We start from the raw sequence: 25,234 nt of genomic DNA on the forward strand, positions 1-25,234 counted from the left end.
CTTATTGTCCAAATATTTGAGTACATATCTATATTAATACAAATCCCCATACCTTTTGTAGAGTTCGTGTGTATTTAAAGTTTGTTTTTTGCACAATAATCATTTATCTTCCTTTTTAAAAACACAAATCGTACAGTTGAGAATGCCACACGGAGATATAGAAAATTATCAATCCATCAAAAAAGCCGCCTGATTGGGCGACTTAATTTTTTTATAGGGAGATTATTATGAAAAAGTTTTAGGAGTATAAGTTAAGTTCTTCTTAACTTATGAGATAAGTATACAGCTCCTATCTTAAAGTTTCCTTAAGTATTTTTAATTGTGAGATTTTTCCATTTTTCTTGCCAGTTTTTCTTAGATAAACGTTTTTGATAGAGCTTCATCCGGTCTTGATTTTCTAAGAAATGAGGAGTCGGAGCAACCTGAAAGTTCAAAATATCCTCCAAACCATAAGGGGCAAAGAGCTCTAACGTTGCGTCAGCTTGCAAGCGAAGCCCTACTGCCGTACAACGTTCAGGATATTTACTCATGGCATCGCAGGAATTTCTATACGGCTCCGTATGGGGACTATGCTGATGCATATAGACTTGATTTTTCAACTCCCACTGATACTGGGGAAAGTCCTCTTTCAGCTTGCTCTCTATAGCCAGCGTTTCTTCATAACTCACATCTGGGTCAAAGAAAATCACATCCACATCCGTTTCACGGTCAAAGGCTGGCTTGTCTGACAAGAGATTCCAGATAAAATTTCGAACCGAACCAGCCGCCAACCAGGAATCTTTCAACTCCAAGTTACGAATGATGGTCAGAATAGCCATCATATCAGAATTTTCTCTAAAAGAGTCTAAAATTTCAGTCTTATTTTTCAATGTATTCATACCCTAAATGTTCATATGCCTTGGCCGTCGCCACCCGACCTGAACGAGTTCGCATGATAAAGCCCTTCTGGATCAGGTAAGGTTCATACATATCTTCTACCGTCTCACGCTCTTCAGCGATATTAACCGAAAGAGTTCCTAGACCGACAGGACCCCCACCGTACATCTCAATCATGGTGCGAAGGATTTTCTGGTCTACATAGTCCAAACCTTCATGGTCTACATCCAGCATAGTAAGAGCCTTGTCCGTAATCCCATCATCAATCAAGCCATCACCCATAATCTGTGCAAAGTCGCGCACGCGCTTGAGGAGACGATTGGCGATACGAGGAGTTCCACGACTACGGAGGGCCAACTCAGCAGCAGCTTCATGTGTAATTTCCATCTCAAAGATATCTGCCGTCCGCTCGACAATTTCTGTCAAATCATCATGGGCATAATACTCCATGTGACCAGTAATCCCAAAACGTGCACGAAGAGGATTTGAAAGCATACCAGCCCGAGTCGTCGCACCAATCAAGGTAAAAGGTGGCAATTCCAGATGAACACTTCGGCTAGTTTCCCCAGCACCAATCATAATGTCAATGTAAAAATCTTCCATGGCACTGTATAGCACCTCTTCTACCGACATGGGCAAGCGATGAATTTCATCAATAAAAAGAACATCTCCTGGTTCCAAGTCATTTAAAATCGCTACAAGGTCACCCGCTTTTTCGATAACGGGACCTGAAGTTTGCTTGAGATTAACTCCCAATTCATTGGCAATGACAAAGGCCATGGTCGTTTTCCCGAGACCTGGAGGGCCAAACAAAAGAACATGATCCAGTGCCTCATCACGCATTTTAGCCGCCTCGATAAAGATTTGAAGCTGATCCTTGACCTTGTCTTGTCCGATATATTCACGTAAATATTGGGGACGGAGGGTACGTTCTACCAACTCCTCATCTCCCATGATGTCATTATCTAAAATTCTACTCATGACTCTATTATATCAAAAATCCAACCCACAAACAAAAAAGCCACCTGATTTGGTGGCTCCCGAGTTTAGTACTGATGTGATATAATATTCTACGGCACTGCTACACCGCCTACGAAAGGAGGTGAAATAGCCCATGATGGAACTAATCCTTAAAACTATCATCGGACCAATCGCGGTCGGTGTCGTTCTTTGCTTATACTCAATGAAAATCAAAGAGCAAACTAGGAAGCTAGCCGCAGGCTGTACTTGAGTACGGCAAGGTGAAGCTGACGTGGTTTGAATTTGATTTTCGAAGAGTATTAGTCGATAAATGGCTAAACAAAGATAGATAGTGTCAAAAAAGACCCCAAGCTTATTTGGTCGTGAGCTTGGGTCTTTTCTAGCCTATGATATAGAACTAATCCTTAATTCTCTTTTATTATCCCACAGTTCGCGATTTTTGTCAAAGGTTTACATCCTCGTCCACTCGCTTGCTTAATAGCCCCTATCCAATAAGACTTTCACGATCAAGCTAAAGTTATAACTTATATCAACTTCAATAACAAAGAGACACTCGTCAACCTAAGTAAGTCAAACAGAAATTAGAATCTAACAAACGAAGCGACAATACCACATGTCACACCTAGTACTATGCGCCACTTCTTCACAACTCAAAGCATCATTGCAGGAAATCCAATTGAACAATTAAGCCAGGCGCTAACTTATACAAAGGTTTATATGACGGATCGTTATAACCAAGTTGAGGACGAACTCGCTGAAGCGACGACAGACCTATTTCTTAGTCATATTCGCTAAAAAGTCCCCGCCAATTCCCCGATCAAAATCCGAAAAATACCGGAAAATATCGGAAAATTATTTTTAGAATAGTCCCAAAAAGCCTGAAATAGAGCCAAAAAACTCCACCTGATTGGGTGGAGTTAAGGGAGATTATTATGAAAAAGAAAAGTTTAGGATTTTTTATTAAATAAAGTTAGGAGGTCTTTACTTAATAACTATATGATACAAGAAAAGTCTTAAAGTTAACTTAAGATTTTCTAGTTTTTACTTTTGTTCAAAAATAATGAATACTAATTAAAAATTGCTAAAAGCAAACAAGAAAAAAGCCACCGAATTGGGTGACTTTATTAGGAGATTATTATGAAAAAGAAAAGTTTAGGATTTCTATTAAATAAAGGTTACTCAATGAAAATCGAAATCAGACTAGGCAGAGTGACGCAAGCATAACTAAAGTTAGGTAAGTCGACTCTAACGAAGTATGGTGAGATTTTCAAAGAGTATTAGGAGGTCTTTATTTAATGATTACATGATACAGGACAAGACTTAAAGTTGGCTTAAGATTTTAAATCCATTACTAACAATTTTCTTGAACAGCTGTTTGACCTGCAATACGTCCAAAAGTAAAGATATCCGTAAGCGAATTTCCTCCTAGACGGTTACCTGCATGAAGTCCTCCTGCGACTTCTCCGGCAGCATACAAACCAGGGATTATCTGACCTTTTTCATTTAAAACATGTGTTGAAGTATCAATCTTGAGTCCACCCATTGTATGGTGAACGGCAGGTTTTCTTGGTGTTGCGTAGAACGGTGCAACCTCACACTTGAGATCAAAACTACCTTTATTAAATTCAGGGTCAAATCCTGCATCAACATAAGAGTTGTACTTCTTGATTGTATCTGCTAAGACTTGTGGGGCAATACCAATCTGAACTGCCAATTCTTCTATCGTATCTGCACGATAGAGAGTTCCTGCTTTGACTTGAGCATCGATTTTTTCTTGGCTAGTGTTATAGGCTGTTGCCTTGATGCGGTCATCTGCGATCAAGTAGAACAAGCCCCCATTGTCAATCGCTGCTTGAGATAACTTATCTCGGCTACCGTACTCATCCACAAATCGCTTCCCTTCAGTATTTACCATGATGAAGTTAGCTGGAGGAACTTGAAGTCCTGAGAAGAGGGCTCCTGTCACTGGATCGGATACTGGCATCATTTGGCTAAAGCCCATACCCACTAGATCTGCACCTACACTTTGACCCAAGACGATTCCATCCCCTGTTACGGCTGGTGTATTAGATGTGGCAATATCATCCGCGATTTCAGTCCAGTAGGTATTGTATTTTTGTAACATCTTGGTATTGGCGCCAAATCCTCCAGAAGCTAGAACAACGGCATCTGCATGAACGATGATGGTTTGACCGTTTCGACCTTCTGCTCTGACACCCTTGACAGCTCCCTCTTCTACAAGCAATTCTTTGACTGGAGAGTCAGTCAAAATTGTGCCTCCATTCTCTAGAACATATTTTTGTAGAACCGAAATAAAGGCATATCCCATTGGTTGAACCGGCTTATGACCACGACGCCAAAGGGCTCCAACTGGCATTGTGACTTCACTACGAACAAATTCAACACCGATGTCTTCCAACCAGCGAACAGATTCCAGGGCACGTTCAGTCAATACAGAAACCAAATCATATTGGCCATAAATTTCATGTCCTTGTAAATCTTTTCGTTTTCCACCGATATAGGTTTGGATACGGTAAAGTAAGGTAGAGTCAAACAAATAGCTTGGATCTTGCAAATACTTCTCAACCTCAACCTTTAAGGCTCTAAAGTCCTCTAAATATTCTGGGTCAATCGTTGATTCATCTGTTGCAATCAATTCTTGAAGAGTGTTTGCCTCACCTGGATGAGCTGCGAAGGTTCCTTGCCATGCTGGATCTGGTGCATTCATTGGACCACCTGCACGAACAGTATTTCCTCCAATTGCTGGGAATTTCTCTACGACAATTGGCTTCTTACCAGCTTGTAAGACTGCTGCAGCTGCAGCTAAACCAGCTCCTCCACCTCCGACAATGACCACGTCTGCCTGATAAGTTTTATCTTCCTTATCCAAGGCAGATGGAGCTTTGGAACGTTTGCGTAAAACATCTGGATTTGCACCCGCTTGTTTGACCGCACGCGCAACCCCATCCAAGACACCATTTGAAGTCACAGAAGCTCCTGACACCGCATCAACATTTAAGGTTTGCCCTTCAATGATTTCTGCTGGAATACGAGTGAAGACAACATCTGCGATTCCTGAAGATTCTCCAGAAGAATCGATTTCAATTTTTTCAATACGGTCTTCAGAAACTGTGACGTCCATTGGTAATTTACCATTATGTCCTTCAGTTGTAACATGATAAGTTCCTGGTTCAAAGCGAATTTCTTCAGGAAGATTTAGTTGGTTTGCAACGGATACAAAGCGAAGAAAACGATAGAAACAGCTATCTAAGAAATCGACTGTTCGTTCATCAACCAAATCTCCATTTGCATCAAATGCTCGATGAGCTCGACCAAGTAAAAATTCACTCCCCGGCATAACTGTTGCATTTACTCCAGGTGCATCAAGAATCTGACGAAGATGAAGCTGGGCACGCGAAGAACCTTGAACATCATAGGACGCTCCTACAATCATGGTTGGCTTTCCATCTAGTGGATGAATGTTAAAAGACAACCACTCGAGCAAACTATTTAAACTTGATGGAATTGTATGATTGTGCTCAGGTGTCGAAATAATCACACCGTCTGCTTCCGAAATCGCTTGGTTAAACTTCTGAATAACAGGTGTATCTGTTTGATCATCGGTTTCATTGAACATCGGTACATCGGTAATTTCTAAAATCTCAATATCCGCTTTGGTTGCAAAATGTCTTTGCATAAATTGCAACAAACTACGGTTATAAGATTGTTTGGCATTGGTACCAACAATAGCTACTAATTTCATGGATTGTTCTCCTTTCTTGAAATGCTTATGCTTTCAACCATTCTTCCCAGATGAAAGATTTCTTACGATTTGTATCTTCTGGTTTAACTAAGGCTTTTGTTAGTTCAACAAAATTCTGGAACTCTGCAAAATGTTCTTCCAACTCAGCGACTTTTTCAGGATTGTTCAAATGATAGTCATCATCCAACACTTGTTCAGAATGACCTAGGAAAAATTCAGTCCCTGGCATAACTCTCGCTTTTAGTTCAGGCGCATCAAGAATCTGGCGCAAGTGCGCTTGAGCCCTAGATGTTCCAAGCAACCCAAGTGAAGCTCCTACAATCATCGTAGGTTTGTTAATCAAAGCGCGACTAGTATAGGCAATCCATTCCAAGGCTGAAGTCAAGGGTGCTGGTATCGTATGATCATACTCAGGCGTTGAGATAATCACACCATCTGCAGCCAGGATCTTTTCTGAAAAAACTTGAACTTCGGCTGGCGCTAACTTGTCCTCAGGTTCGTTAAATGCTGGCAATTGTTTGATTTCTAACACCTCAATGTCGGCTTTATCTGAAAAATGCTTTTGCATAAACTTCAATAGTTTCCGATTGGTTGAGCGGTCAGAGTTTGTTCCAACGATAGCAACTAATTTCATCTTGCTACCCCCTTTTTGTTTTATTCACTTTCATTATACTACTTTAAATTATCTTCGACATTCACGACACTAAAACATTGTGTTATTCTATCAGTTTATCTTATTTTAGTATAAATTAGTGAAAAAATTAACAATATTTTACGAGAAAGTATTGACCCTCATTTTTAACTATGTTATAGTCTTTGTGAAAATATGTATTAAGTTAAAGGAGGGTCTTCTTATGAAAGAGACATTCAATCGTTGGCAAGTTTTAGCTGCATCAACTGCTATTCTTCTCTGTACAGGTGCTGTCTATTCTTTTTCTGTTTTTGCTGGGCCTCTCAGTTCTTCAACAGGTTGGTCAATGTCCGAAATCATGCTTGCATTTGCAATTAACTCAGCAATCGGACCTATCCCCATGATTTTCGGAGGTTATCTGGTAGATAAGGGATATGTAAAATGGACAATTGCCCTTGGTGCTCTTCTATTTGCTAGTGGCTTTTTCCTAACTGGTTATGCTAGTTCACCAGCCATGCTCTATCTTACCTATGGTTTGATGGCAGGTCTTGGTCAAGGATTTGCTTATTCAGGAGCCCTCTCAAATTCTCTTCGCCTCTTTCCAGATAAACGTGGTTTAGCTTCTGGGATTCTAACAGGAGGTATGGGATTTGCCGCAGTTATCGCGTCACCAGTTGCAAGTAGTCTTATTCAAAAGCAAGATGCCTTCTTTGCTTTTCGAACCATTGGACTTGTCTATATTGTTGTTATTATCTGTGCCATTTTCTTCATAAAGGCAGCCTCAAGCGGCTACCAACCAGCAGGTTGGAAAGCTCCCGTACAAACTAAACAAGGACCTGCTAATAAAAACTGGAAAGAAATGCTACAAAGTCCGCTATTTTACATTATTATCAGCATGTTCTTTGTCGGCGCTTTCTCTGGTTTGATGATTGCCTCTCAAGCATCACCAATTGGTCAATCCATGTTTGGACTCTCTGCGGGAACAGCAGCACTCTATGTCTCTCTTTATTCAATCGCGAACTCAAGTGGGCGCTTTATCTGGGGATCCCTCTCTGATAAAATTGGGCGTTCAAAAACCTTATTGATTATCTATTCAGTCATCGTTTTGGCACTCTTCTCCCTAACAATCGTCCCTGGACAATTTGGCTTTACGCTAGGAATCATCGGTCTTGGCATCTGCTTCGGTGGTGTTATGGGAGTATTCCCATCTATTGTCATGGAGAACTACGGACCTGCTAATCAAGGTGTCAACTACGGTATCGTCTTCACAGGTTATTCTTTAGCTGCATTTTTTGCACCTAAGGTTGCGGTTCAAATGGCAACAGCCAACAATGGAAATTACAGCGCCGCATTCTACGTCGCTATCGCTTTAGCAGTTGTCGGACTTCTCCTTAACTTCCTTTATATGAAGAAGAAAGGTTAGAGAAAGACGTTCTCGCCAAATGCTCATTGCTAGTCTAAAGCAGGGTCGGGATTTTTTGTCCCGGCCTTTTTTGGTATAATAAAACTAGAAATAGCTTATCAGGAGGTTTTATCATGGCTCAGCAATCAAGACTTTTACGAGATAACCCATCTGGTTTTCCCTATGATTTTGAAAAACAAATCTTATCTAAGCAATCAGCCGATACCATTTATCATTGGCATCCAGAACTCGAGATTATCTATGTCAAAAAAGGAACTGCTACCTTGTATATCAACTCTGAGCGCTTTGAAAGTCATGAAGGCGATATTTTTCTGATTCAGCCAACGTCTCCTCATGCTGTCTACTCTATTGAAAATCAAGAACAAATTTCTACAGTTTTTCGCATCCATCTAGATTTTCTAGGTAGGAATCAAATAGACAGCTTTAGCCAGCGCTATATCCAACCTCTATACTCTGGCCATTTTTATCTCACACCTCGGGTTTCACCAAATGACCATGCTTACGAACCAATTCGCGATTGTCTTTTTTCTCTCTTTTCTATCCTTGAACAACAGAGTATTTACTACGATCTCCTCCTTAAATCCAAACTCTATGAATTTCTCTATCTTCTCTTTAAATACAGGTATGTCAATCGGCACTATACGGATGATACCTATCAAAAATACCAAAAATTAAAAGAAATGATAGGTTATCTTGAGCAACACTATGCATACCCCATTCAAATCGATCAACTTGCTGCAACATTTGGATACAGCAAAAATCACTTTATGAATATTTTCAAACAACACACTGGGACAAGCTGTATGGACTATCTCATACGATTGCGCCTGGAAAAAGCTTGTGAAAAGCTCGTCCAGACCAATCAAAGTGTTCAAGAAATAGCAAGTCAGGTCGGTTTTACCAACCTCTCAAACTTCAATCGACAATTCAAACAACACTTCCAACTAACTCCTAGACAATATCGAAACCAACAACTCAAAAAAGAAACTTAACCATATCTCTCCTTAGTAACTCACTAGGGAGAATTTTTTTCAAATAAAAAGCCACCAAATTGGGTGACTTCATTAGGAGATTATGATGAAAAAAAGGTTAGGATTTCTATTAATTAAAGGTTACTCAATGAAAATCGAAAGCAGACTAGACCGAGCGACGTAAGCATAACTATAGTTAGGTAAGTCGACTCTAACGAAGTATGGTGAGATTTTCGAAGAGTATTAGGAGGTCTTTACTTAATGATTACATGATACGCAAGCAGACTTAAAGTTAGCTTAAGTGAAAGAATTATTTTAAATTTTTTCGATTCACCCAAATCATGCCCGTACACTGGAAGCTAGACAAGGTTTCAAAACCTAAGGAACGATAAAATCCAAGAGTCTTTTCTGACTCATCTGTCGCTAGTTGTACTTGGTAGGCATCCTTATAATCAGCTAGAGCTTGCTTCATCAAGGTGCTGCCAATTCCTTGACGCTGATAGGTAGGCAAGACGATCAAATCCTGGACAAAAACCGAAGAAAAACCGTCTCCAATCAAGCGAACTAGACCAACGACTTCCTCACCATCACGGGCAAGATAAGTCGCTAGCGAATGAGTCAGAGCCTGGGACAACATTTGGGGCTGATTGGTATAATTTGTCCAACCAACTGCCTGGTAGAGATGCAAAACGTCATCAAGTGAAACAGATGTTTCTTTTGTAATCTTAATCATAGTAAACCTTTCTAACATTCTCTAAGAGATTTCAACTGTTGCCCATTTTCATCAAAATTATCCGAACGCAACCACGATTCAAAACGAGCTTTAACCTTTGGCCAATCCTTATCAATCATAGACATCCAGTCCGTGTCTCTGGTACGCCCTTTATAAATAACAGCTTGACGGAAAGTGCCTTCGTAGATAAAACCCAAACGTTCTGCCGCTTTTCTAGAAGGTAGATTTAGTGCATCACATTTCCACTCATAACGGCGATAGTTAAGCTCTTCAAAGACATAACGAGCAAGCAAATAGTGGGCTTCTGTTCCCATCCTTGTCTGTTTGAGAGCAGGAGAAAAGGTCACCGCGCCAACTTCAATCACGCGATTGGCTCGGTCAATGCGCATGAGAGAAAATGTTCCCAGCGCCTTTCCAGTCGCTTTCTCGATAATCGCATAATAGAAGCGATCCTTGCGCTCAATCATCTGCTTTATAGCAACAATTAATTCTTCAAGATTTTCTACTGGTGGTTGAAAGAGATAGGTCCACATCTCTCGAGGTGATTCTGGACCATAAACAGCCAGCAAATCCTTCGCATGCTTTTCCACCGAAAGAGCTTCTAGAATCGTATACTGTCCTTCTATCCGTACAAGTGACGGTAAAACTCCAGGTGTATCGTCTACAGGTTCACCAATCATCTGACCATATTCATTTACTGGCATAGTTTTCTCCTTATCTCACTCTTATAAGTTTAAAGATGTGAATAGTATATCACATCTCACGCATAATATTCAAAAAATCCTCCAGTTTATGGAGGATTGATCAAATATGGAAACGAGTGAGTTAATGCCCCTTGTGCTTCTCTCTACGTTTTTGCTGTTTGCGTTCGAATTTCTCTTGTTTGAGCAATTGCTTTTGGACACTAGATTGATGTTTTGAAATCTTTTTCCTTTCCTCATACTGCAACTGCAATAGTTCTTTCGACTTGGAAGAAACTTTTTGATTTACTTGTTTCCTCACCATTCGTTGTAATCGTTTAGGATTCTTGATTTTTACATGTTGCTTAACTGTAGTTTCTGGACTAAAAGATAATTGAGTAAACTGAGTCTGTAAAATCTCTAGAATTTCATCATCTTTTGGCTCCTGACCAAATGTCACACGACAAACTTGATAAGTTTCTCGATACACTTGTTCAAACAAACCATGCCAAAATCCATCTTCAAAATAAACTGTCAATCCAATTGAAATTGTTTCCACGACAGCACCTCCTTAAATCTATCCCTAAGAATGGACAACCAAGGAGGAAGGTTACTGATAGGCTTGCCTACGTCTGGACTACCAACCAGAACTGTGTTTTTATCTTAGTTGAGATAATTATAGCATAATCCAATTTAAAAATCCTCCAAAGCTTAGCTCTGAAGGATTCATTTCTTATTTAACAACGATATTAACGAGTTTAGTTGGCTTCAATAGTCCACTGGACTATTGAAGGTGGCAGATAGGGCTAATAAACTCGTTATTTTACAACGATATTAACGAGTTTATTAGGTACCGCAATCACTTTCACAATTTCCTTGCCATCGATCTCTGCCTTAACTTTTTCGTTAGTCAGAGCCATTTCTTGCAATTCTTCGCGTGAAAGATCTTTAGCGACCATAAGTTTAGCACGGACTTTACCTTTGATTTGGACGACGATTTCAACTTCGTCTTCAACCAATTTGCTTTCATCCCATGTTGGCCAAGCTACGTAAGAGATAGACTCATCTGTTGCTGCGACTGTTTGCCAGAGTTCTTCTGCCAAGTGAGGTGCAAATGGGGCTATCAATTGGATAAAGCCTTTGGCGTAGTCCACATAGAGTTTGTCTTCCTTGTTAGCTGCGTTGACAAAGACCATGAGTTGGGCAATGGCTGTGTTGAATTTCATAGACTCGATTTGCTCTGTAACAGATTTAACGGTTTCGTTGTAAACCTTGTCAAGAGCGCCATTGTTTTCCGCAACAATTTCTTTGGTTGTGATCAAACGGTAAACACGGTCAAGGAACTTACGGCTTCCTTCCAAGCCTTCTTCAGACCAAGCGATGGAAGCATCGAGTGGTCCCATGAACATTTCATAGACACGAAGGGTATCCGCACCGTATTGTTCCACCACATCGTCTGGGTTAACCACGTTCTTGAGGGATTTCGACATCTTAGCTGGCGCTTGCTCCAACTCTTCCCCTGTTTCCACATGGAAGAAGGAACCGTCACGTTTTTCAACCTTGTCAGTTGCCACAAGTGCGCCACGGTGGTCACGGTAGCTTGTTCCCAAGATCATTCCTTGGTTAAAGAGTTTTTGGAATGGCTCCTTAGTTGGAACAACACCAAGGTCATAGAGGAATTTATGCCAGAAACGAGCATAAAGCAAGTGAAGAACGGCATGCTCCGCACCACCCACATAGATATCTACTGGCAACCATTGTTTGAGAAGGTCCTCATCAGCCAATTTCTCAGTATTGTGTGGGTCAATATAGCGGAGGTAGTACCAGCTTGAACCTGCCCATTGTGGCATGGTGTTTGTTTCACGACGACCCTTGACACCATCTTCACGAGTCACTTCAAGCCAGTCTGCCAAGTTGGCCAGTGGGCTTTCACCAGTACCTGAAGGGCGGATGTCCTTGGTTACTGGCAAGACAAGTGGCAATTCACTTTCTGGAACAGCTGTTGAAGTCCCATCTTCCCAATGAATGATTGGGATTGGTTCACCCCAGTATCGTTGACGGCTAAAGAGCCAGTCGCGGAGACGGTAGGTCACTTTTTCTTGACCACAGCCTTTTTCTTCCAACCAAGCCACGATTTTAGAAATAGCGTCTTCTTTGTTCAATCCATCTAAGAAGTCAGAATTAACATGAAGTCCATCTTCTGTGTAGGCAGCCTCTTCAACGTTTCCACCTTCCAACACTTCTACAATTGGAAGTCCAAACTGTTTGGCAAATTCCCAGTCACGTTGGTCGTGGGCAGGTACAGCCATAACAGCACCTGTTCCGTAGCTAGCAAGAACATAGTCCGCAATCCAGATTGGAATTTCTTTGCCATTGACAGGGTTGATGGCATAAGCACCCGTCCAAACCCCTGTTTTTTCCTTGGCAAGGTCAGTACGAGCCAAGTCTGATTTCAAGCTAGCTTGGTGTTTGTAGTCAGCTACAGCCTCAGCTTGTTCAGGACTTGTGATAGCGTCTACCAAGTCATGCTCAGGAGCCAAAACAGTGAAAGTCGCACCGAAAAGGGTATCTGGACGTGTCGTAAAGACGGTGAATTCCTTGTCAGTCCCTTTCACTTTGAAAGTTACGTTAGCACCTGTTGATTTCCCAATCCAGTTGCGTTGCATATCCTTGATAGACTCTGGCCAGTCAAGGTCATCCAAATCGTTGAGCAAGCGTTCTGCATAGGCAGTGATTTTAAGCATCCATTGGCGCATTGGTTTACGGACAACTGGATAACCCCCACGCTCAGATGTTCCATCTGGAAGAACTTCTTCGTTGGCGATAGCTGTTCCCAATTCTTCAACCCAGTTTACTGGCACTTCAGCTTCATAAGCCAAACCTTTTTCGTAAAGCTTAGCGAAGATCCATTGCGTCCACTTGTAGTAGTTTGGATCTGTTGTGTTAACTTCACGATCCCAGTCGTAAGAGAATCCAAGCGCATTGATTTGGCGTTTGAAGTTAGCAATGTTTTCCGCTGTAAATTCCGCTGGGTCATTTCCTGTATCCATAGCATATTGCTCTGCAGGCAAACCAAAAGCATCCCATCCCATTGGGTGAAGGACATTGTAGCCTTGCGCACGTTTAAAACGGCTGAGGATATCAGTCGCTGTGTAGCCTTCTGGGTGTCCTACGTGAAGACCCGCTCCAGATGGGTAAGGGAACATATCAAGCGCATAAAACTTCGGTTTTGAAGCGTCTGTTCCTGTCTTAAAAGTGTGATTGTCAGCCCAGTATTTTTGCCACTTAGGCTCGATTTCTTTATGATTGTAAAAACTCATAGCGCCTCTCCAATTTTCGTGATGCTCCTATTATACCATTTTTGGGGGAATTTGAAAGTCGAGAAATGTTCTTTTGGGCTTGGATGGAAAGAAAGACTGAATCGCAAATCCAACTTATTTAACAGGAAAAAAATTAGCTCCTAATCGGAGCTAACTTCTATTGATTATTTGTCTCTTGTAGCTACTTCCCCTAACTTCTTTAACTCATATTTCTCGTTTTAGATTTCTTTAAGGTTTTTATTATATCCTATAGAACTCTGCAAATTATAAACATTAAGCAAGTCGTAGAGTAAAAACGTTCGTAAAAAAAGGAGACTCTTATGAAAAAACTACTATTCTTTCTCTCTTGTGGATGGATATTTCTTACTTTATCAGGATGTTCTTCAACAACAGAAGCGGAAACTAGCTCTGAAAAAGATTCAGATAACACTTTGGTTATCTACTCGCCTAACCCTGAAGACCTTATCGAAGAAACAATCCCAGCCTTCGAAGAAAAATATGGTATTAAGGTTGACTTAGTACAAGCCAGCACTGGTGAATTGTTCAAAAAAGCTGATGCTGAAAAAGAATCCCCTGTAGCCGATGTCATTTTCGGAGGCTCCTACGCCCTCTTCTCTTCTAACGAAAATCTTTTTGAACCTTATATTTCTCAAGAGAACGACCAGATAATCCCTGAATATCAAAATAAAACTGGATTCTACACGCCTTATACACTTGATGTCAGTGTCATCATTGCCAATTCAGCTCTTACAAAAGATATTAAAATTGAAGGCTACAATGATCTACTCAATCCTAAATTAAAAGGAAAAATCGCAACTGCTGATCCAAGTAATTCTTCTAGCGCCTTTGCTCAATTAACAAACATGCTCGTAGATCAGGGGGGATATGAAAATGAGCAAGCTTGGACCTATGTGAAAAATCTATTTAGCTTAGTAGATGGGAAAATTGCTTCTAGTTCTTCAAATGTCTACAAATCAGTCGCTGACGGAGAAATGGCTGTCGGACTCACCTATGAAGATCCTGCCTTGAAACTCTTAAACGATGGCGTTGATGTAAAAGTCATTTATCCAAAAGAAGGAACCGTCTTTTTGCCTGGTAACGCAGCTATTATCAAAAATGCCAAGCACATGGAAAACGCTAAAAAATTTATCGATTTCCTTCTTTCTCAAGACATTCAGGATAAACTAGGAACTGAAACAACCATTAGACCCATTCGAAAAAATGCTAAAACCAATAAAAATATGAAATCAATGGCCGAAATCAATATCGCCACTGAAGATTCTGATTACGTCATCCAAAATAAATCAGCTATTCTTAAAAAGTACAATGATATTTTCACTAATATTCAATCGAAACAGTAAAAGAGGTTCACTATGAGTGAGATCAAAATTATTAACGCAAAAAAAATCTACCATGACATTCCTGTCATTGAGAATTTAAATGTTACGATCCCAAAAGGAAGTCTTTTCACCATTCTTGGACCTTCAGGTTGTGGAAAAACGACTCTTCTTCGAATGATTGCAGGCTTCAACAGTATTGAAGGCGGAGAATTTTACTTCGATGATACTAAAATCAATAACGTAGAACCCAGCAAACGCAACATCGGTATGGTTTTCCAAAACTACGCTATTTTCCCACATTTGACTGTTCGAGATAATGTTGCTTTTGGTCTTAAACAAAAAAAGGTTCCAAAAGATGAATTAGTTCAACAAACTAATAAATATCTGGAACTAATGCAAATTGATCAATACGCAGATCGAAAGCCCGATAAACTCAGTGGTGGACAACAACAACGTGTCGCCTTGGCACGTGCCTTAGCTGTTAATCCAAGTGTTCTCCTCATGGACGAGCCACTTAGTAACCTGGATGCGAAACTTCGCTTAGATATGCGCCAAGTTATTCGAGAAATTCAACACGAAGTGGGAATTACAACTGTATATGTGACCCACGACCAAGAAGAAGCGATGGCTATTTCAGACCAGATTGCTGTTATGAAAGACGGAGTCATCCAACAAGTCGGACGACCAAAGGAACTCTATCATAAACCAGCTAATGAGTTTGTGGCAACCTTTATTGGACGCACAAATCTCATCCCAGCCAAACTAACAAAACGGAGCGACGGTGCTTATATCGTCTTTTCAGATGGCTATGCCCTCCCGATGCCAACTCTTGATCAGGCTAAGGAACAGGCTATTCTTGTAAGTATCCGTCCCGAAGAGTTTATCAAAGATGAATCTGGTGATATTGAAGGAATCATTTCAGATAGTGTTTATCTTGGACTCACCACTGAATATTTCGTAGAGACTGTATTTTCTTCAAAAATACAGGTGAGCGAAGAATCAACTTTTGAAGAAGATCTTCAAAAAGGGGATCGAATTCGTCTACGAATCAATACTCAAAAGTTAAATGTCTTTTCTGCAGATGGTTCCCAAAATCTTATTACAGGAGTTGGTTATGAAAGGTAAAAAACTAAATATTTGGACAGCCTCCTCGTTCTTCATCTTTCTTACCTATCTTATTTTTCTTGTTTATCCTATCGTTATTGTACTCAAGCAAGCACTCATACATGAAGGTAAATTCTCACTAGCTAATTTTGAGGATTTCTTTAGTAAATCCTATTACTCTGAAACACTAGTAAACAGTTTTAACGTCTCCATTACTTCTACTGTAACTTCCCTAGTTTTAGGGACCTTATTAGCTTATCTCTTTTCTATATATGACTTCAAAGGAAAGAAAGTTTTACAGATATTGATTATCATTGCTTCCATGTCAGCTCCTTTCGTAGGGGCATACTCCTGGATTCTCTTGTTGGGACGAAATGGTGTCATCACTAAATTCTTGACCAATGCCCTTCATCTTCCAGCTATTGATATTTATGGCTTTAAAGGTATTGTACTTGTGTTTACACTTCAGCTATTCCCATTAGTTTTTCTATACGTGGCTGGAGCCATGAAAAGAATTGACCATTCTCTTCTTGAAGCCGCTGAAAGTATGGGGGTATTTGGATTCAAACGAATGATAACAGTTATTTTACCCCTTTTAGTTCCAACTTTACTTGCCGCTGCCCTACTCGTATTTATGAGAGCATTCTCCGACTTCGGAACTCCTATGTTAATTGGTGAAGGATATCGAACTTTCCCTGTTTTAATTTATAATCAATTCATTAGTGAGGTTGGCGGAAATTCTGCTTTTGCATCTGCTTTAGCAATCATGGCGATTATCATTGCTTTAACAATCTTTCTTATTCAAAAATATATTTCCAATCGCTATAGTTTCAGCATGAATTCTCTCCATCCAATTGAGCCGAAAAAAACTACAAAAGGGAAAATGGCAGCAATTTATGCAACAGTTTACGGAATTGTCTTATTTTCTGTTCTACCTCAATTATTTTTGATTTATACCTCTTTCTTAAAAACATCAGGTATGGTATTTGTCAAAGGCTATTCTTTAAACAGTTACAAGATTGCCTTCAATCGCATGGGAGCTACTATTTTTAATACGATTCGCATTCCTTTGATTGCTTTGATTCTAGTTGTTTTATTTGCATCATTTATCTCCTACCTAGCTGTTAGAAAACGAAATTTGTTTACAAACTTAATTGATAGCCTTAGTATGGTACCTTATATCGTACCAGGAACAGTTCTCGGTATTGCCTTTATCTCTTCATTCAATACAGGTATCTTCGGAAGTGGCTTCCTTATGATTACAGGAACAGCCTTCATCTTGATTATCTCCTTATCTGTAAGAAGACTCCCTTATACAATCCGCTCATCTGTTGCTAGCTTACAACAAATAGCACCTAGTATTGAAGAAGCAGCTGAGAGTTTAGGAAGTAGCCGTCTCAATACTTTCAGTAACATCACTGTTCCAATGATGTTACCCGGTATTATTTCTGGATCTATTCTATCATGGGTAACAATGATTTCAGAACTATCTACTTCTATCCTGCTATATAACGCCAAAACAAAAACTATGACCGTAGCAATCTATACAGAGGTTCTCAGAGGAAATTATGGTGTGGCAGCTGCTTTGTCAACTATCCTCACTGTCTTGACAGTTACTTCATTATTACTATTTATGAAAATTTCTAAAAACAATAGCATTACCCTCTAGTTTTTCTCCTAAAGACAGCCAAATTTCTCATTGGCTGTTTTTTTATTTATACTCTATCATTCAATTAATTCTTCATAAATAATATAGATGCAAGATAGGGCTTTTTATGGTAGAATATAGGAAAGTGCTTTCTCAGAAGGAGGAAAATATGGACAAACAAACCATCGCTGTTTTAGGGCCTGGTTCTTGGGGTACTGCCTTGTCACAAGTTTTAAATGACAACGGACACCAAGTACGTATCTGGGGAAATATTCCTGATCAAATTGACGAAATCAATACACAACATACTAACAAACGCTATTTTAAGGATACTGTATTAGACGAAAAAATTGTTGCCTATCATGATTTGGCAGAAACCTTAAAGGGGGTTGATGCTGTCTTGTTTGTGGTGCCAACCAAGGTGACCAGATTGGTAGCTCAACAAGTGGCTGCTGTTTTGGATCATAAAGTGGTTGTCATGCATGCTTCAAAAGGCCTCGAGCCAAATAGTCACAAACGCCTTTCAACCATCCTAGAAGAAGAAATCCCTGAAGAGTTGCGTAGTGAAATTGTGGTTGTATCTGGTCCTAGCCATGCAGAAGAAACGATTGTACGTGACATCACTTTGATTACGGCTGCTTCTAAAGATTTACAGACTGCTCAATATGTTCAAAAACTCTTTAGCAACCACTACTTCCGCCTTTATACCAATACGGATGTTATCGGAGTGGAAACAGCTGGTGCTCTTAAAAATATCATCGCTGTTGGTGCAGGTGCCCTTCATGGACTTGGATTTGGGGATAATGCAAAAGCTGCTATTATCACGCGCGGTCTGGCAGAAATTACCCGTCTGGGGGTTAAACTTGGAGCAAATCCATTAACATACAGTGGTCTTTCTGGAGTTGGGGATTTAATCGTTACAGGAACTTCTGTCCACTCACGTAACTGGCGTGCTGGAGATGCTCTTGGGCGTGGCAAAGCCTTGGCAGATATCGAAGCAAATATGGGAATGGTCATTGAAGGAATTTCAACAACCAAAGCTGCTTATGAATTGGCGCAAGAACTCGGAGTTTATATGCCTATTACCCAAGCCATCTACCAAGTTATTTATGAAAATGTTAATATTAAGGATGCCGTTTCTGAACTCATGAGCAATGAGTTCAAGGCAGAGAACGAGTGGTCTTAGTCACCGTTAGAAAGGAAGCTCATGAAACAAAAAGTTAGAAAAGCCGTTATCCCTGCTGCGGGACTTGGAACTCGTTTCCTACCTGCAACTAAAGCTTTGGCCAAAGAAATGTTGCCAATCGTGGATAAACCAACCATCCAGTTTATCGTTGAAGAAGCTCTCAAGTCTGGAATTGAGGACATTCTTGTGGTAACAGGAAAGTCAAAACGTTCTATCGAAGATCACTTTGACTCAAACTTTGAACTAGAATACAACCTCAAGGAAAAAGGAAAAACCGACCTTTTGAAACTAGTTGATGAAACAACTGGTATGCGTCTTCACTTCATCCGTCAAACACACCCTCGTGGACTCGGAGATGCCGTCTTACAAGCCAAAGCTTTCGTCGGAAACGAACCCTTTGTGGTTATGCTTGGAGATGACCTCATGGATATCACTGATGACAAAGCTGTTCCATTGACCAAGCAGCTCATGAATGATTATGAGAAGACTCATGCTTCTACTATTGCCGTAATGCCTGTCCCACACGAAGAAGTTTCTTCATACGGTGTTATCGCTCCTCAGGGAGAAGGAAATGACGGCCTTTACAGTGTTGAAACCTTCGTTGAAAAGCCAGCACCTGAAGACGCACCAAGTGATTTAGCTATTATCGGTCGTTACCTTCTCACACCTGAGATTTTCGGTATTCTTGAAAATCAAACACCAGGAGCAGGAAATGAAATCCAGCTAACAGATGCTATCGATACTCTCAACAAAACCCAACGAGTATTTGCTCGTGAGTTTAAAGGTGCACGTTACGATGTCGGAGACAAGTTTGGGTTTATGAAGACTTCCATCGAATACGCCCTTAAACATCCACAAGTCAAAGACCACTTGAAGGACTACTTGATTGATCTTGGAAAAGAACTTTCAGGAGAAAAATAAACAATTTGTCAAACAGTCAGATTTAACTTAAATCTGGCTTTTTTGATGTCTAAATCTCAAGACCCAATCCCTATCCAAAGCCCTGTTCTAAGCCTAATTTCTTGCAAGAGATGCTTTTATGGTATAATAATAAAGAGTGAGGAATTCTATGAACAAACATGTAACAAGAATCAAACAAAAAGGACTGGCCTTACTTGGGTCTCTAAAATTAACAATTTCTAAAATGAATACAAAGAAAAAGAGTGGAAAAAATTCTAAGAAGAAAAAGCAAACGCAAACACCATTCGATATCTGGACTTTATTTGCAAAAATTTTACTTGGAATAAAGGCAACTTTTAACACACTTTTCATCCTAGCTTTTATTGGCGGTCTCCTTGGAACAGGGGTTGCCTTGGGGTATGCTGTTTCTCTCTTTGATCAGGTTAGTGTCCCTCAAACAGAAGATTTGATCAAGCAGGTCAATAATATTTCATCCATCTCTGAAATCCGCTATGCAGATGGTTCCATGATTAGCGCTATCGAAAGCGATCTACTTCGCACATCTGTATCATCAGATGCCATTTCAGATAACCTCAAGCAAGCTATCGTTGCAACCGAGGATGAACACTTTGCAGAGCACAACGGTGTCGTTCCTAAAGCTGTCATTCGTGCCAGTCTAGGAAAATTCATCGGACTTGGTTCTTCCAGTGGAGGATCTACCCTAACACAGCAGCTCATCAAACAACAAGTAGTCGGTGATGCTCCTACACTTGCCCGTAAAGCCAGTGAAATCGTTGACGCCTTAGCCTTAGAAAGAGCCATGAGCAAGGACGAAATCCTAACCACCTATCTCAACGTTGCTCCTTTTGGTCGTAACAATAAAGGTCAAAATATCGCAGGGGCTCAACAGGCTGCCAAAGGGATTTTTGGAGTGGATGCAAGCAAACTAACCATCCCTCAAGCGGCTTTCCTAGCAGGTTTACCACAAAGCCCTATTTCCTACTCACCTTACGAGTCTACTGGTGAGATGAAGAGCGAAGAAGATATTGAACTCGGTATTAAGCGCTCAAAAGATGTTCTCTACAATATGTATCGAACAGGAGCCCTCAGCCAGGAAGACTATGAAACCTACAAGGCTTATGACATTAAGCAAGATTTCTTGCCAGCAGAAAATGCTAGCGTTACCTCTAAAGGCTTCCTCTACTTCACTGCACTCGATGAGGCTACCAAGATTATGTATGATTATCTGGTGCAAAAGGACAATGTTTCTGACCAAGAACTACAGAACGAATCGATCCGAAAATCTTATCAAGAATTGGCCGAAAAAGAAATCCAAAACGGTGGTTACCGTATTACAACTACCATCGATAAAACGATTCATACTGCTATGCAAAATGCCGTAACAAACTACGGATACCTTCTAAATGATAGCTCGGGTCAACCTGAAGTTGGGAATGTCTTGATGGACAATCAAACTGGGGCGATTTTAGGGTTTGTAGGTGGACGAGATTATCAGACCAACCAAAACAATCATGCCTTTGATACCAAGCGTTCCCCTGCCTCTACTACCAAGCCACTCTTGGCCTATGGTATCGCTATTGACCAAGGGCTCATGGGAAGTGCTAGTATCCTCTCTAACTATCCAACAAACTTCTCTAACGGAACTCCGATCATGCATGTCAACAGTCCTGGAACAGCCATGATAGACCTTAAAGAAGCTCTGAACTATTCTTGGAACATCCCAGCCTACTGGACCTACCGAATGCTCCGTGAAAAAGGGGTTGACGTCCGTTCTTACATGGAAAAAATGGGCTATGAAATCCCAGAATATGGCATTGAAAGTCTTCCAATGGGAGGAGGAATTGAAGTTACGGTAGCCCAGCACACCAATGGCTACCAAACACTCGCTAACAATGGTACCTATCATAAGAAATACATGATCTCAAAAATTGAGAAAACGAGTGGTGAGGTTCTCTATGAACATCAGGCTAAACCCATCCAAGTTTACTCTAAAGCTACTGCAACCATTATGCAGAGTCTGCTAAGAGATGTGCTTTCATCTCGAGTTACTACAAGCTTCCAAACGGATCTGGCTTCTATCAATTCCAGTCTAGCAGGCGCTGACTGGATCGGAAAAACTGGTACAAGCAATGAAGAAGGAGATATGTGGCTAATGGTCTCTACTCCAAGATTAACTCTGGGAGGCTGGGTTGGACATGACGACAACAGTTCTCTAGCCCAGGGAGCTTACTACCGCAATGCAAAATATATGGCTCATCTGGTAAATGCCATTCAGCAAGCAGCCCCTTCTGCTTGGGGTTCAGAACGTTTCAAACTCGATTCAAGTGTCACTTCATCACAAGTCCTCAAATCAACTGGTCAAAAGCCAGGAAAGGTGACTATTAATGGAAAAGAAATTAATCTGAGCGGAGAAACGGTGACTAGTTACTGGGCAAACCAAGCTGGTGCTCCAACTACTAGCTACAAATTTGCTATTGGCGGAAGCGATTCTGACTACCAAAATGCTTGGAACACCATTTTAGGAAGTCTGCCTAAAGCATCTTCTTCCTCATCAAACAATAGCAGTAACAGTAACAACAATAATAATCGTAATAATACTTCTAATAGTAACGGGAACAGTAATAGTAGCTCTAGTTCCAATAACAGAAGTAGCAATCAGCAGCGCTAACTAAACAGCACAATCATTGAGAGTGGGAAAAAAATTTCTGAAAGAAATGATTTTTCTTCACTCTCTTTTTTCTTTCTTCCTTTCATGGTACAATAGCAACATGAATAACTATCAAAAGAATGTTTTTAAGGGAACCATTTATTCTCTCCTATCTGGCTTGATCTGGGGGATCTGCGGAATCTTAGGAGAGTACTTTTTTTCACATTATCAAGTCTCTTCAGGGTGGATTACTTCTATGCGTCTACTCGTCGCGGGTAGTTTCGTAATCATCTTATCTAGCCTTAAACTCCGGTTCCAGCTTTTCGATATCTGGAGAAATCGAAACAACTACCTTCCTTTCTTTGCCTATGCTATCTTAGGGATCTTCTCCGTACAATTTTTCTTTTATCTCTGTGTGGAGTACTCCAACGCTACAACTGCAACCATCCTCCAATTTATCAGTCCTGTCTTCATTCTTATCTACAACCGCATTATCTACAAGAAAAAAGCTTCTAAAAAAGCGATCTTCTATGTTCTGACTGCTATGCTTGGGGTCTTTTTGATGGCTACCAAAGGCGATTTGTCTAAGTTATCTATCACACCACTTGCTTTACTGACAGGTCTTCTCAGTGCCCTAGGTGTTATGTTCAATGTCATCTTACCCCAACGCTTTGCAAAAAAATACGGATTTGTGCCAACTGTTGGTTGGGGAATGATTATAGCTGGACTTTTTAGTAATTTTCTCTACCCTGTTTATAGAATTAGTTTTCAGCTTGATTGGGTGAGTATCTTGATTTGTTTGACCATTGCCTTTTTGGGAACAGCCTTTGCCTTCTTCCTATCGATGAAGGCTGTCTCTCTCGTTTCCCCATTGGTGGTGTCGGTCGTTAGCGCAAGCGAACCTTTATCATCTGCTATTCTAAGCGTCCTCTTTCTAGGTTTAGTCTTGGATGGGTATCTGCTACTGGCTATGATTTTGATTATCATTCCAATGATCTTTCTATCCATTGAAGAATCAAAAAACAAACTGAAAGAATCCTCTTTTAACACTTAAAGCTTCAAAATTGAAGCCTTTTTTGGTAGAATAGTAAGCATTACAAAGAGTGAGGAGACACCTATGACTGCTACAAAAATGAATGCACAAGAAATTATCCAATTTATCGCAAATGCTGAGAAAAAGACAAGTGTAAAAGTGACCTTTGAGGGGCAACTTGCTGGAGCTATCCCTGCTTCTGTTATCAAGCTCGGAAATGTCCTCTTTGGAGACTGGAAAGATATCGTTCCACTTCTAGATGGACTTACAGAAAACAAGGACTATGTTGTTGAACAAGACGCTCGCAACTCGGCTGTACCTCTCCTTGATAAACGTGATATCAATGCTCGTATCGAGCCAGGCGCTATCATCCGTGACCAAGTTGAGATTGGTGACAATGCTGTTATCATGATGGGTGCTGTTATCAACATCGGTGCTGAAATCGGTGCTGGTACTATGATTGATATGGGAGCTATTTTAGGTGGACGCGCTATTGTCGGTAAAAATAGCCACGTTGGTGCAGGTGCTGTTCTTGCAGGCGTTATCGAGCCAGCTAGTGCTGAACCTGTCCGTGTCGGTGACAATGTTCTCATCGGTGCTAACGCTGTGGTTATCGAAGGTGTTCAAATTGGTAGCGGTTCTGTTGTTGCAGCAGGGGCCATCGTCACTCAAGATGTTCCAGAAAATGTTGTGGTAGCTGGTGTCCCAGCTCGTGTTATCAAGGAAATCGATAGCCAAACCCAACAAAAAACAGCGCTAGAAGATGCGCTTCGCACCTTGTAATTAGTAACAGAGGCGGAAATATTTCCAGCCTCTTTCTCGTATCAATAGAAGGAAATTAACTATGTTAGATTTGATTCAAACTCGACGCGATCTTCACCAAATTCCGGAGATTGGTTTAGAAGAATTCAAGACTCACGCTTATTTACTCAATGTCATTGAAACATTAACAGCCGGCAAGGATTTTGTTCAGATTCGTACTTGGCGAACCGGTATTTTAGTTTACTTGCAGGGAAGTCAGCCAGAACGTACCATTGGTTGGCGAACAGATATTGATGGTCTGCCTATCGTTGAACAAACAGGCCTTCCTTTTGCCTCCCAACACCAAGACCGCATGCATGCTTGTGGGCACGACTTTCACATGACCATTGCACTTGGAAGTCTTGAACGTGCTTTAGAAAAACAACCAAAAAACAACCTCCTCTTTCTCTTTCAACCTGCGGAAGAAAATGAGGCCGGCGGCATGCTCATGTATGAAGATGATGCCTTTGGTGACTGGTTGCCTGACCAATTCTATGGACTTCATGTTCGCCCCGACTTAAAAGTTGGACAAATTGCGACCAATACTCATACACTCTTTGCTGGAACATGTGAAGTTAAGATTCGCTTTAAGGGTAAAGGCGGACACGCTGCCTTTCCACATGAAGCCAACGACGCTCTGGTTGCAGCTAGCTATTTTGTGACTCAAGTTCAGTCGGTTGTCAGCCGTAATGTCGATCCTATCGAGGGTGCTGTCGTCACTTTCGGTGTTTTTCAAGCTGGTACAACCAATAATGTCATCGCTGATACAGCCTTCTTGCATGGAACCATTCGAGCTCTCACACACAGCATGAGCCTCTTGGTTCAAAAACGTGTCAAAGCTATCGCTGAAGGTGTGGCAGCTGCCTTTGATATGGATGTAGAGATTGAACTCAAGCAGGGAGGTTATTTGCCAGTCGAAAACAATCCTGAATTAGCTCGGGAATTGATGACCTTCTTTGATGAAAAAGAGGGCATTGAGCTAATCGACATCGAACCTGCCATGACAGGGGAAGACTTTGGTTATCTGCTTTCCAAGGTTCCTGGTGTCATGTTCTGGCTTGGAATTGATAGTCCCTATGCTCTCCACCATCCAAAGATGAGTCCTAAGGAAGAAGCTCTGGCAATCGGTGTCGAGGCTGTATCAAGCTTTTTAGCTAAGAAAGCTGCGGAGTAGAC

Annotated in this window: 20 protein-coding genes and 1 pseudogene; 13 read left to right on the forward strand and 8 right to left on the reverse strand. The window is 40.8% G+C overall.

What is annotated here, in order from left to right; translation table 11 throughout:
* Nucleotides 1-305: 305 nt before the first annotated feature.
* Nucleotides 306-878, reverse strand: coding sequence for a nucleotidyltransferase family protein (locus O3633_RS07455; protein WP_371620865.1), 573 nt, complete (start codon nucleotides 876-878; stop codon nucleotides 306-308).
* Nucleotides 859-1,857 (reverse strand): Holliday junction branch migration DNA helicase RuvB, encoded by a 999-nt coding sequence (gene ruvB, locus O3633_RS07460; protein ID WP_371620866.1) that lies wholly within the window; start codon nucleotides 1,855-1,857, stop codon nucleotides 859-861. The genes O3633_RS07455 and ruvB overlap by 20 nt, the downstream gene beginning before the upstream one ends.
* A gap of 133 nt (nucleotides 1,858-1,990) precedes the next feature.
* On the opposite strand from ruvB, the gene O3633_RS10330 reads away from it, so the two are divergent.
* Together O3633_RS10330 and O3633_RS07465 are read left to right on the forward strand one after the other, a co-directional pair.
* Nucleotides 1,991-2,107: a type I addiction module toxin, Fst family gene (locus tag O3633_RS10330; RefSeq protein WP_524539363.1), complete on the forward strand. Its 117-nt coding sequence runs from the start codon at nucleotides 1,991-1,993 to the stop codon at nucleotides 2,105-2,107.
* Between the two features lie 317 nt (nucleotides 2,108-2,424).
* A pseudogene (locus O3633_RS07465) lies at nucleotides 2,425-2,652 on the forward strand (tyrosine-type recombinase/integrase); the annotation flags it as partial.
* Nucleotides 2,653-3,208: 556 nt separating this feature from the next.
* Here O3633_RS07465 and O3633_RS07470 read toward each other — a convergent pair.
* A complete protein-coding gene (locus tag O3633_RS07470; RefSeq protein ID WP_371620867.1) occupies nucleotides 3,209-5,620 on the reverse strand; it encodes a flavocytochrome c in 2,412 nt (803 codons plus the stop codon).
* A gap of 25 nt (nucleotides 5,621-5,645) precedes the next feature.
* Entirely contained in the window at nucleotides 5,646-6,254 is a 609-nt protein-coding gene (locus O3633_RS07475; RefSeq protein ID WP_371620868.1) for an NADPH-dependent FMN reductase, read from the reverse strand.
* A gap of 220 nt (nucleotides 6,255-6,474) precedes the next feature.
* Between O3633_RS07475 and O3633_RS07480 the strand changes: the two genes are divergently transcribed.
* A complete protein-coding gene (locus O3633_RS07480) occupies nucleotides 6,475-7,674 on the forward strand; it encodes an L-lactate MFS transporter (RefSeq protein ID WP_371620869.1) in 1,200 nt (399 codons plus the stop codon).
* Nucleotides 7,675-7,787: 113 nt separating this feature from the next.
* Nucleotides 7,788-8,666 (forward strand): AraC family transcriptional regulator, encoded by an 879-nt coding sequence (locus tag O3633_RS07485; protein ID WP_371620870.1) that lies wholly within the window; start codon nucleotides 7,788-7,790, stop codon nucleotides 8,664-8,666.
* 289 nt (nucleotides 8,667-8,955) lie between these two features.
* Here O3633_RS07485 and O3633_RS07490 read toward each other — a convergent pair whose 3' ends face one another.
* The 4 genes from O3633_RS07490 to leuS all read right to left on the reverse strand — a co-directional run bounded on the left by O3633_RS07490 (nucleotide 8,956) and on the right by leuS (nucleotide 13,378).
* Nucleotides 8,956-9,378: a GNAT family N-acetyltransferase gene (locus tag O3633_RS07490; protein WP_371620871.1), complete on the reverse strand. Its 423-nt coding sequence runs from the start codon at nucleotides 9,376-9,378 to the stop codon at nucleotides 8,956-8,958.
* 11 nt (nucleotides 9,379-9,389) lie between these two features.
* The gene (locus tag O3633_RS07495) at nucleotides 9,390-10,082 is read right to left on the reverse strand and encodes a GNAT family N-acetyltransferase (protein ID WP_371620872.1); all 693 of its coding nucleotides are present in this window, start codon (nucleotides 10,080-10,082) and stop codon (nucleotides 9,390-9,392) included.
* Between the two features lie 121 nt (nucleotides 10,083-10,203).
* Nucleotides 10,204-10,617, reverse strand: coding sequence for a YjdF family protein (locus O3633_RS07500; protein ID WP_371620873.1), 414 nt, complete (start codon nucleotides 10,615-10,617; stop codon nucleotides 10,204-10,206).
* A 259-nt stretch (nucleotides 10,618-10,876) separates the two neighbouring features.
* Nucleotides 10,877-13,378: a leucine--tRNA ligase gene (gene leuS, locus O3633_RS07505; RefSeq protein WP_371620874.1), complete on the reverse strand. Its 2,502-nt coding sequence runs from the start codon at nucleotides 13,376-13,378 to the stop codon at nucleotides 10,877-10,879.
* A 320-nt stretch (nucleotides 13,379-13,698) separates the two neighbouring features.
* Between leuS and O3633_RS07510 the strand changes: the two genes are divergently transcribed.
* The 9 genes from O3633_RS07510 to O3633_RS07550 all read left to right on the forward strand — a co-directional run bounded on the left by O3633_RS07510 (nucleotide 13,699) and on the right by O3633_RS07550 (nucleotide 25,232).
* Nucleotides 13,699-14,739 carry an ABC transporter substrate-binding protein gene (locus O3633_RS07510; RefSeq protein WP_371620875.1) on the forward strand — a complete coding sequence of 347 codons (1,041 nt, stop codon included), beginning with the start codon at nucleotides 13,699-13,701 and terminating at the stop codon, nucleotides 14,737-14,739.
* A 12-nt stretch (nucleotides 14,740-14,751) separates the two neighbouring features.
* Nucleotides 14,752-15,843 carry an ABC transporter ATP-binding protein gene (locus O3633_RS07515; protein ID WP_371620876.1) on the forward strand — a complete coding sequence of 364 codons (1,092 nt, stop codon included), beginning with the start codon at nucleotides 14,752-14,754 and terminating at the stop codon, nucleotides 15,841-15,843.
* A complete protein-coding gene (locus tag O3633_RS07520) occupies nucleotides 15,833-17,491 on the forward strand; it encodes an ABC transporter permease (protein ID WP_371620877.1) in 1,659 nt (552 codons plus the stop codon). Before O3633_RS07515 ends, O3633_RS07520 begins: the two co-directional genes overlap by 11 nt.
* Before the next feature lie 148 nt (nucleotides 17,492-17,639).
* Entirely contained in the window at nucleotides 17,640-18,656 is a 1,017-nt protein-coding gene (locus O3633_RS07525; RefSeq protein ID WP_371620878.1) for an NAD(P)H-dependent glycerol-3-phosphate dehydrogenase, read from the forward strand.
* A gap of 21 nt (nucleotides 18,657-18,677) precedes the next feature.
* Nucleotides 18,678-19,577, forward strand: a complete 900-nt coding sequence (gene galU, locus O3633_RS07530) for a UTP--glucose-1-phosphate uridylyltransferase GalU (RefSeq protein WP_049529865.1) — start codon at nucleotides 18,678-18,680, stop codon at nucleotides 19,575-19,577.
* Nucleotides 19,578-19,725: 148 nt separating this feature from the next.
* Nucleotides 19,726-22,245 (forward strand): penicillin-binding protein PBP1B, encoded by a 2,520-nt coding sequence (gene pbp1b, locus O3633_RS07535; RefSeq protein ID WP_371620879.1) that lies wholly within the window; start codon nucleotides 19,726-19,728, stop codon nucleotides 22,243-22,245.
* Between the two features lie 100 nt (nucleotides 22,246-22,345).
* A complete protein-coding gene (locus tag O3633_RS07540; RefSeq protein ID WP_371620880.1) occupies nucleotides 22,346-23,278 on the forward strand; it encodes a DMT family transporter in 933 nt (310 codons plus the stop codon).
* 63 nt (nucleotides 23,279-23,341) lie between these two features.
* Nucleotides 23,342-24,040 carry a 2,3,4,5-tetrahydropyridine-2,6-dicarboxylate N-acetyltransferase gene (dapD, locus tag O3633_RS07545; RefSeq protein WP_371620881.1) on the forward strand — a complete coding sequence of 233 codons (699 nt, stop codon included), beginning with the start codon at nucleotides 23,342-23,344 and terminating at the stop codon, nucleotides 24,038-24,040.
* 61 nt (nucleotides 24,041-24,101) lie between these two features.
* Complete coding sequence (locus O3633_RS07550) at nucleotides 24,102-25,232, forward strand: N-acetyldiaminopimelate deacetylase (RefSeq protein WP_371620882.1); 1,131 nt, start codon at nucleotides 24,102-24,104, stop codon at nucleotides 25,230-25,232.
* Nucleotides 25,233-25,234: the final 2 nt, after the last annotated feature.

The sequence above is a fragment of the Streptococcus sp. 27098_8_22 genome (assembly GCF_041432415.1).
Taxonomy (GTDB): Bacteria; Bacillota; Bacilli; order Lactobacillales; family Streptococcaceae; genus Streptococcus; species Streptococcus pseudopneumoniae_M.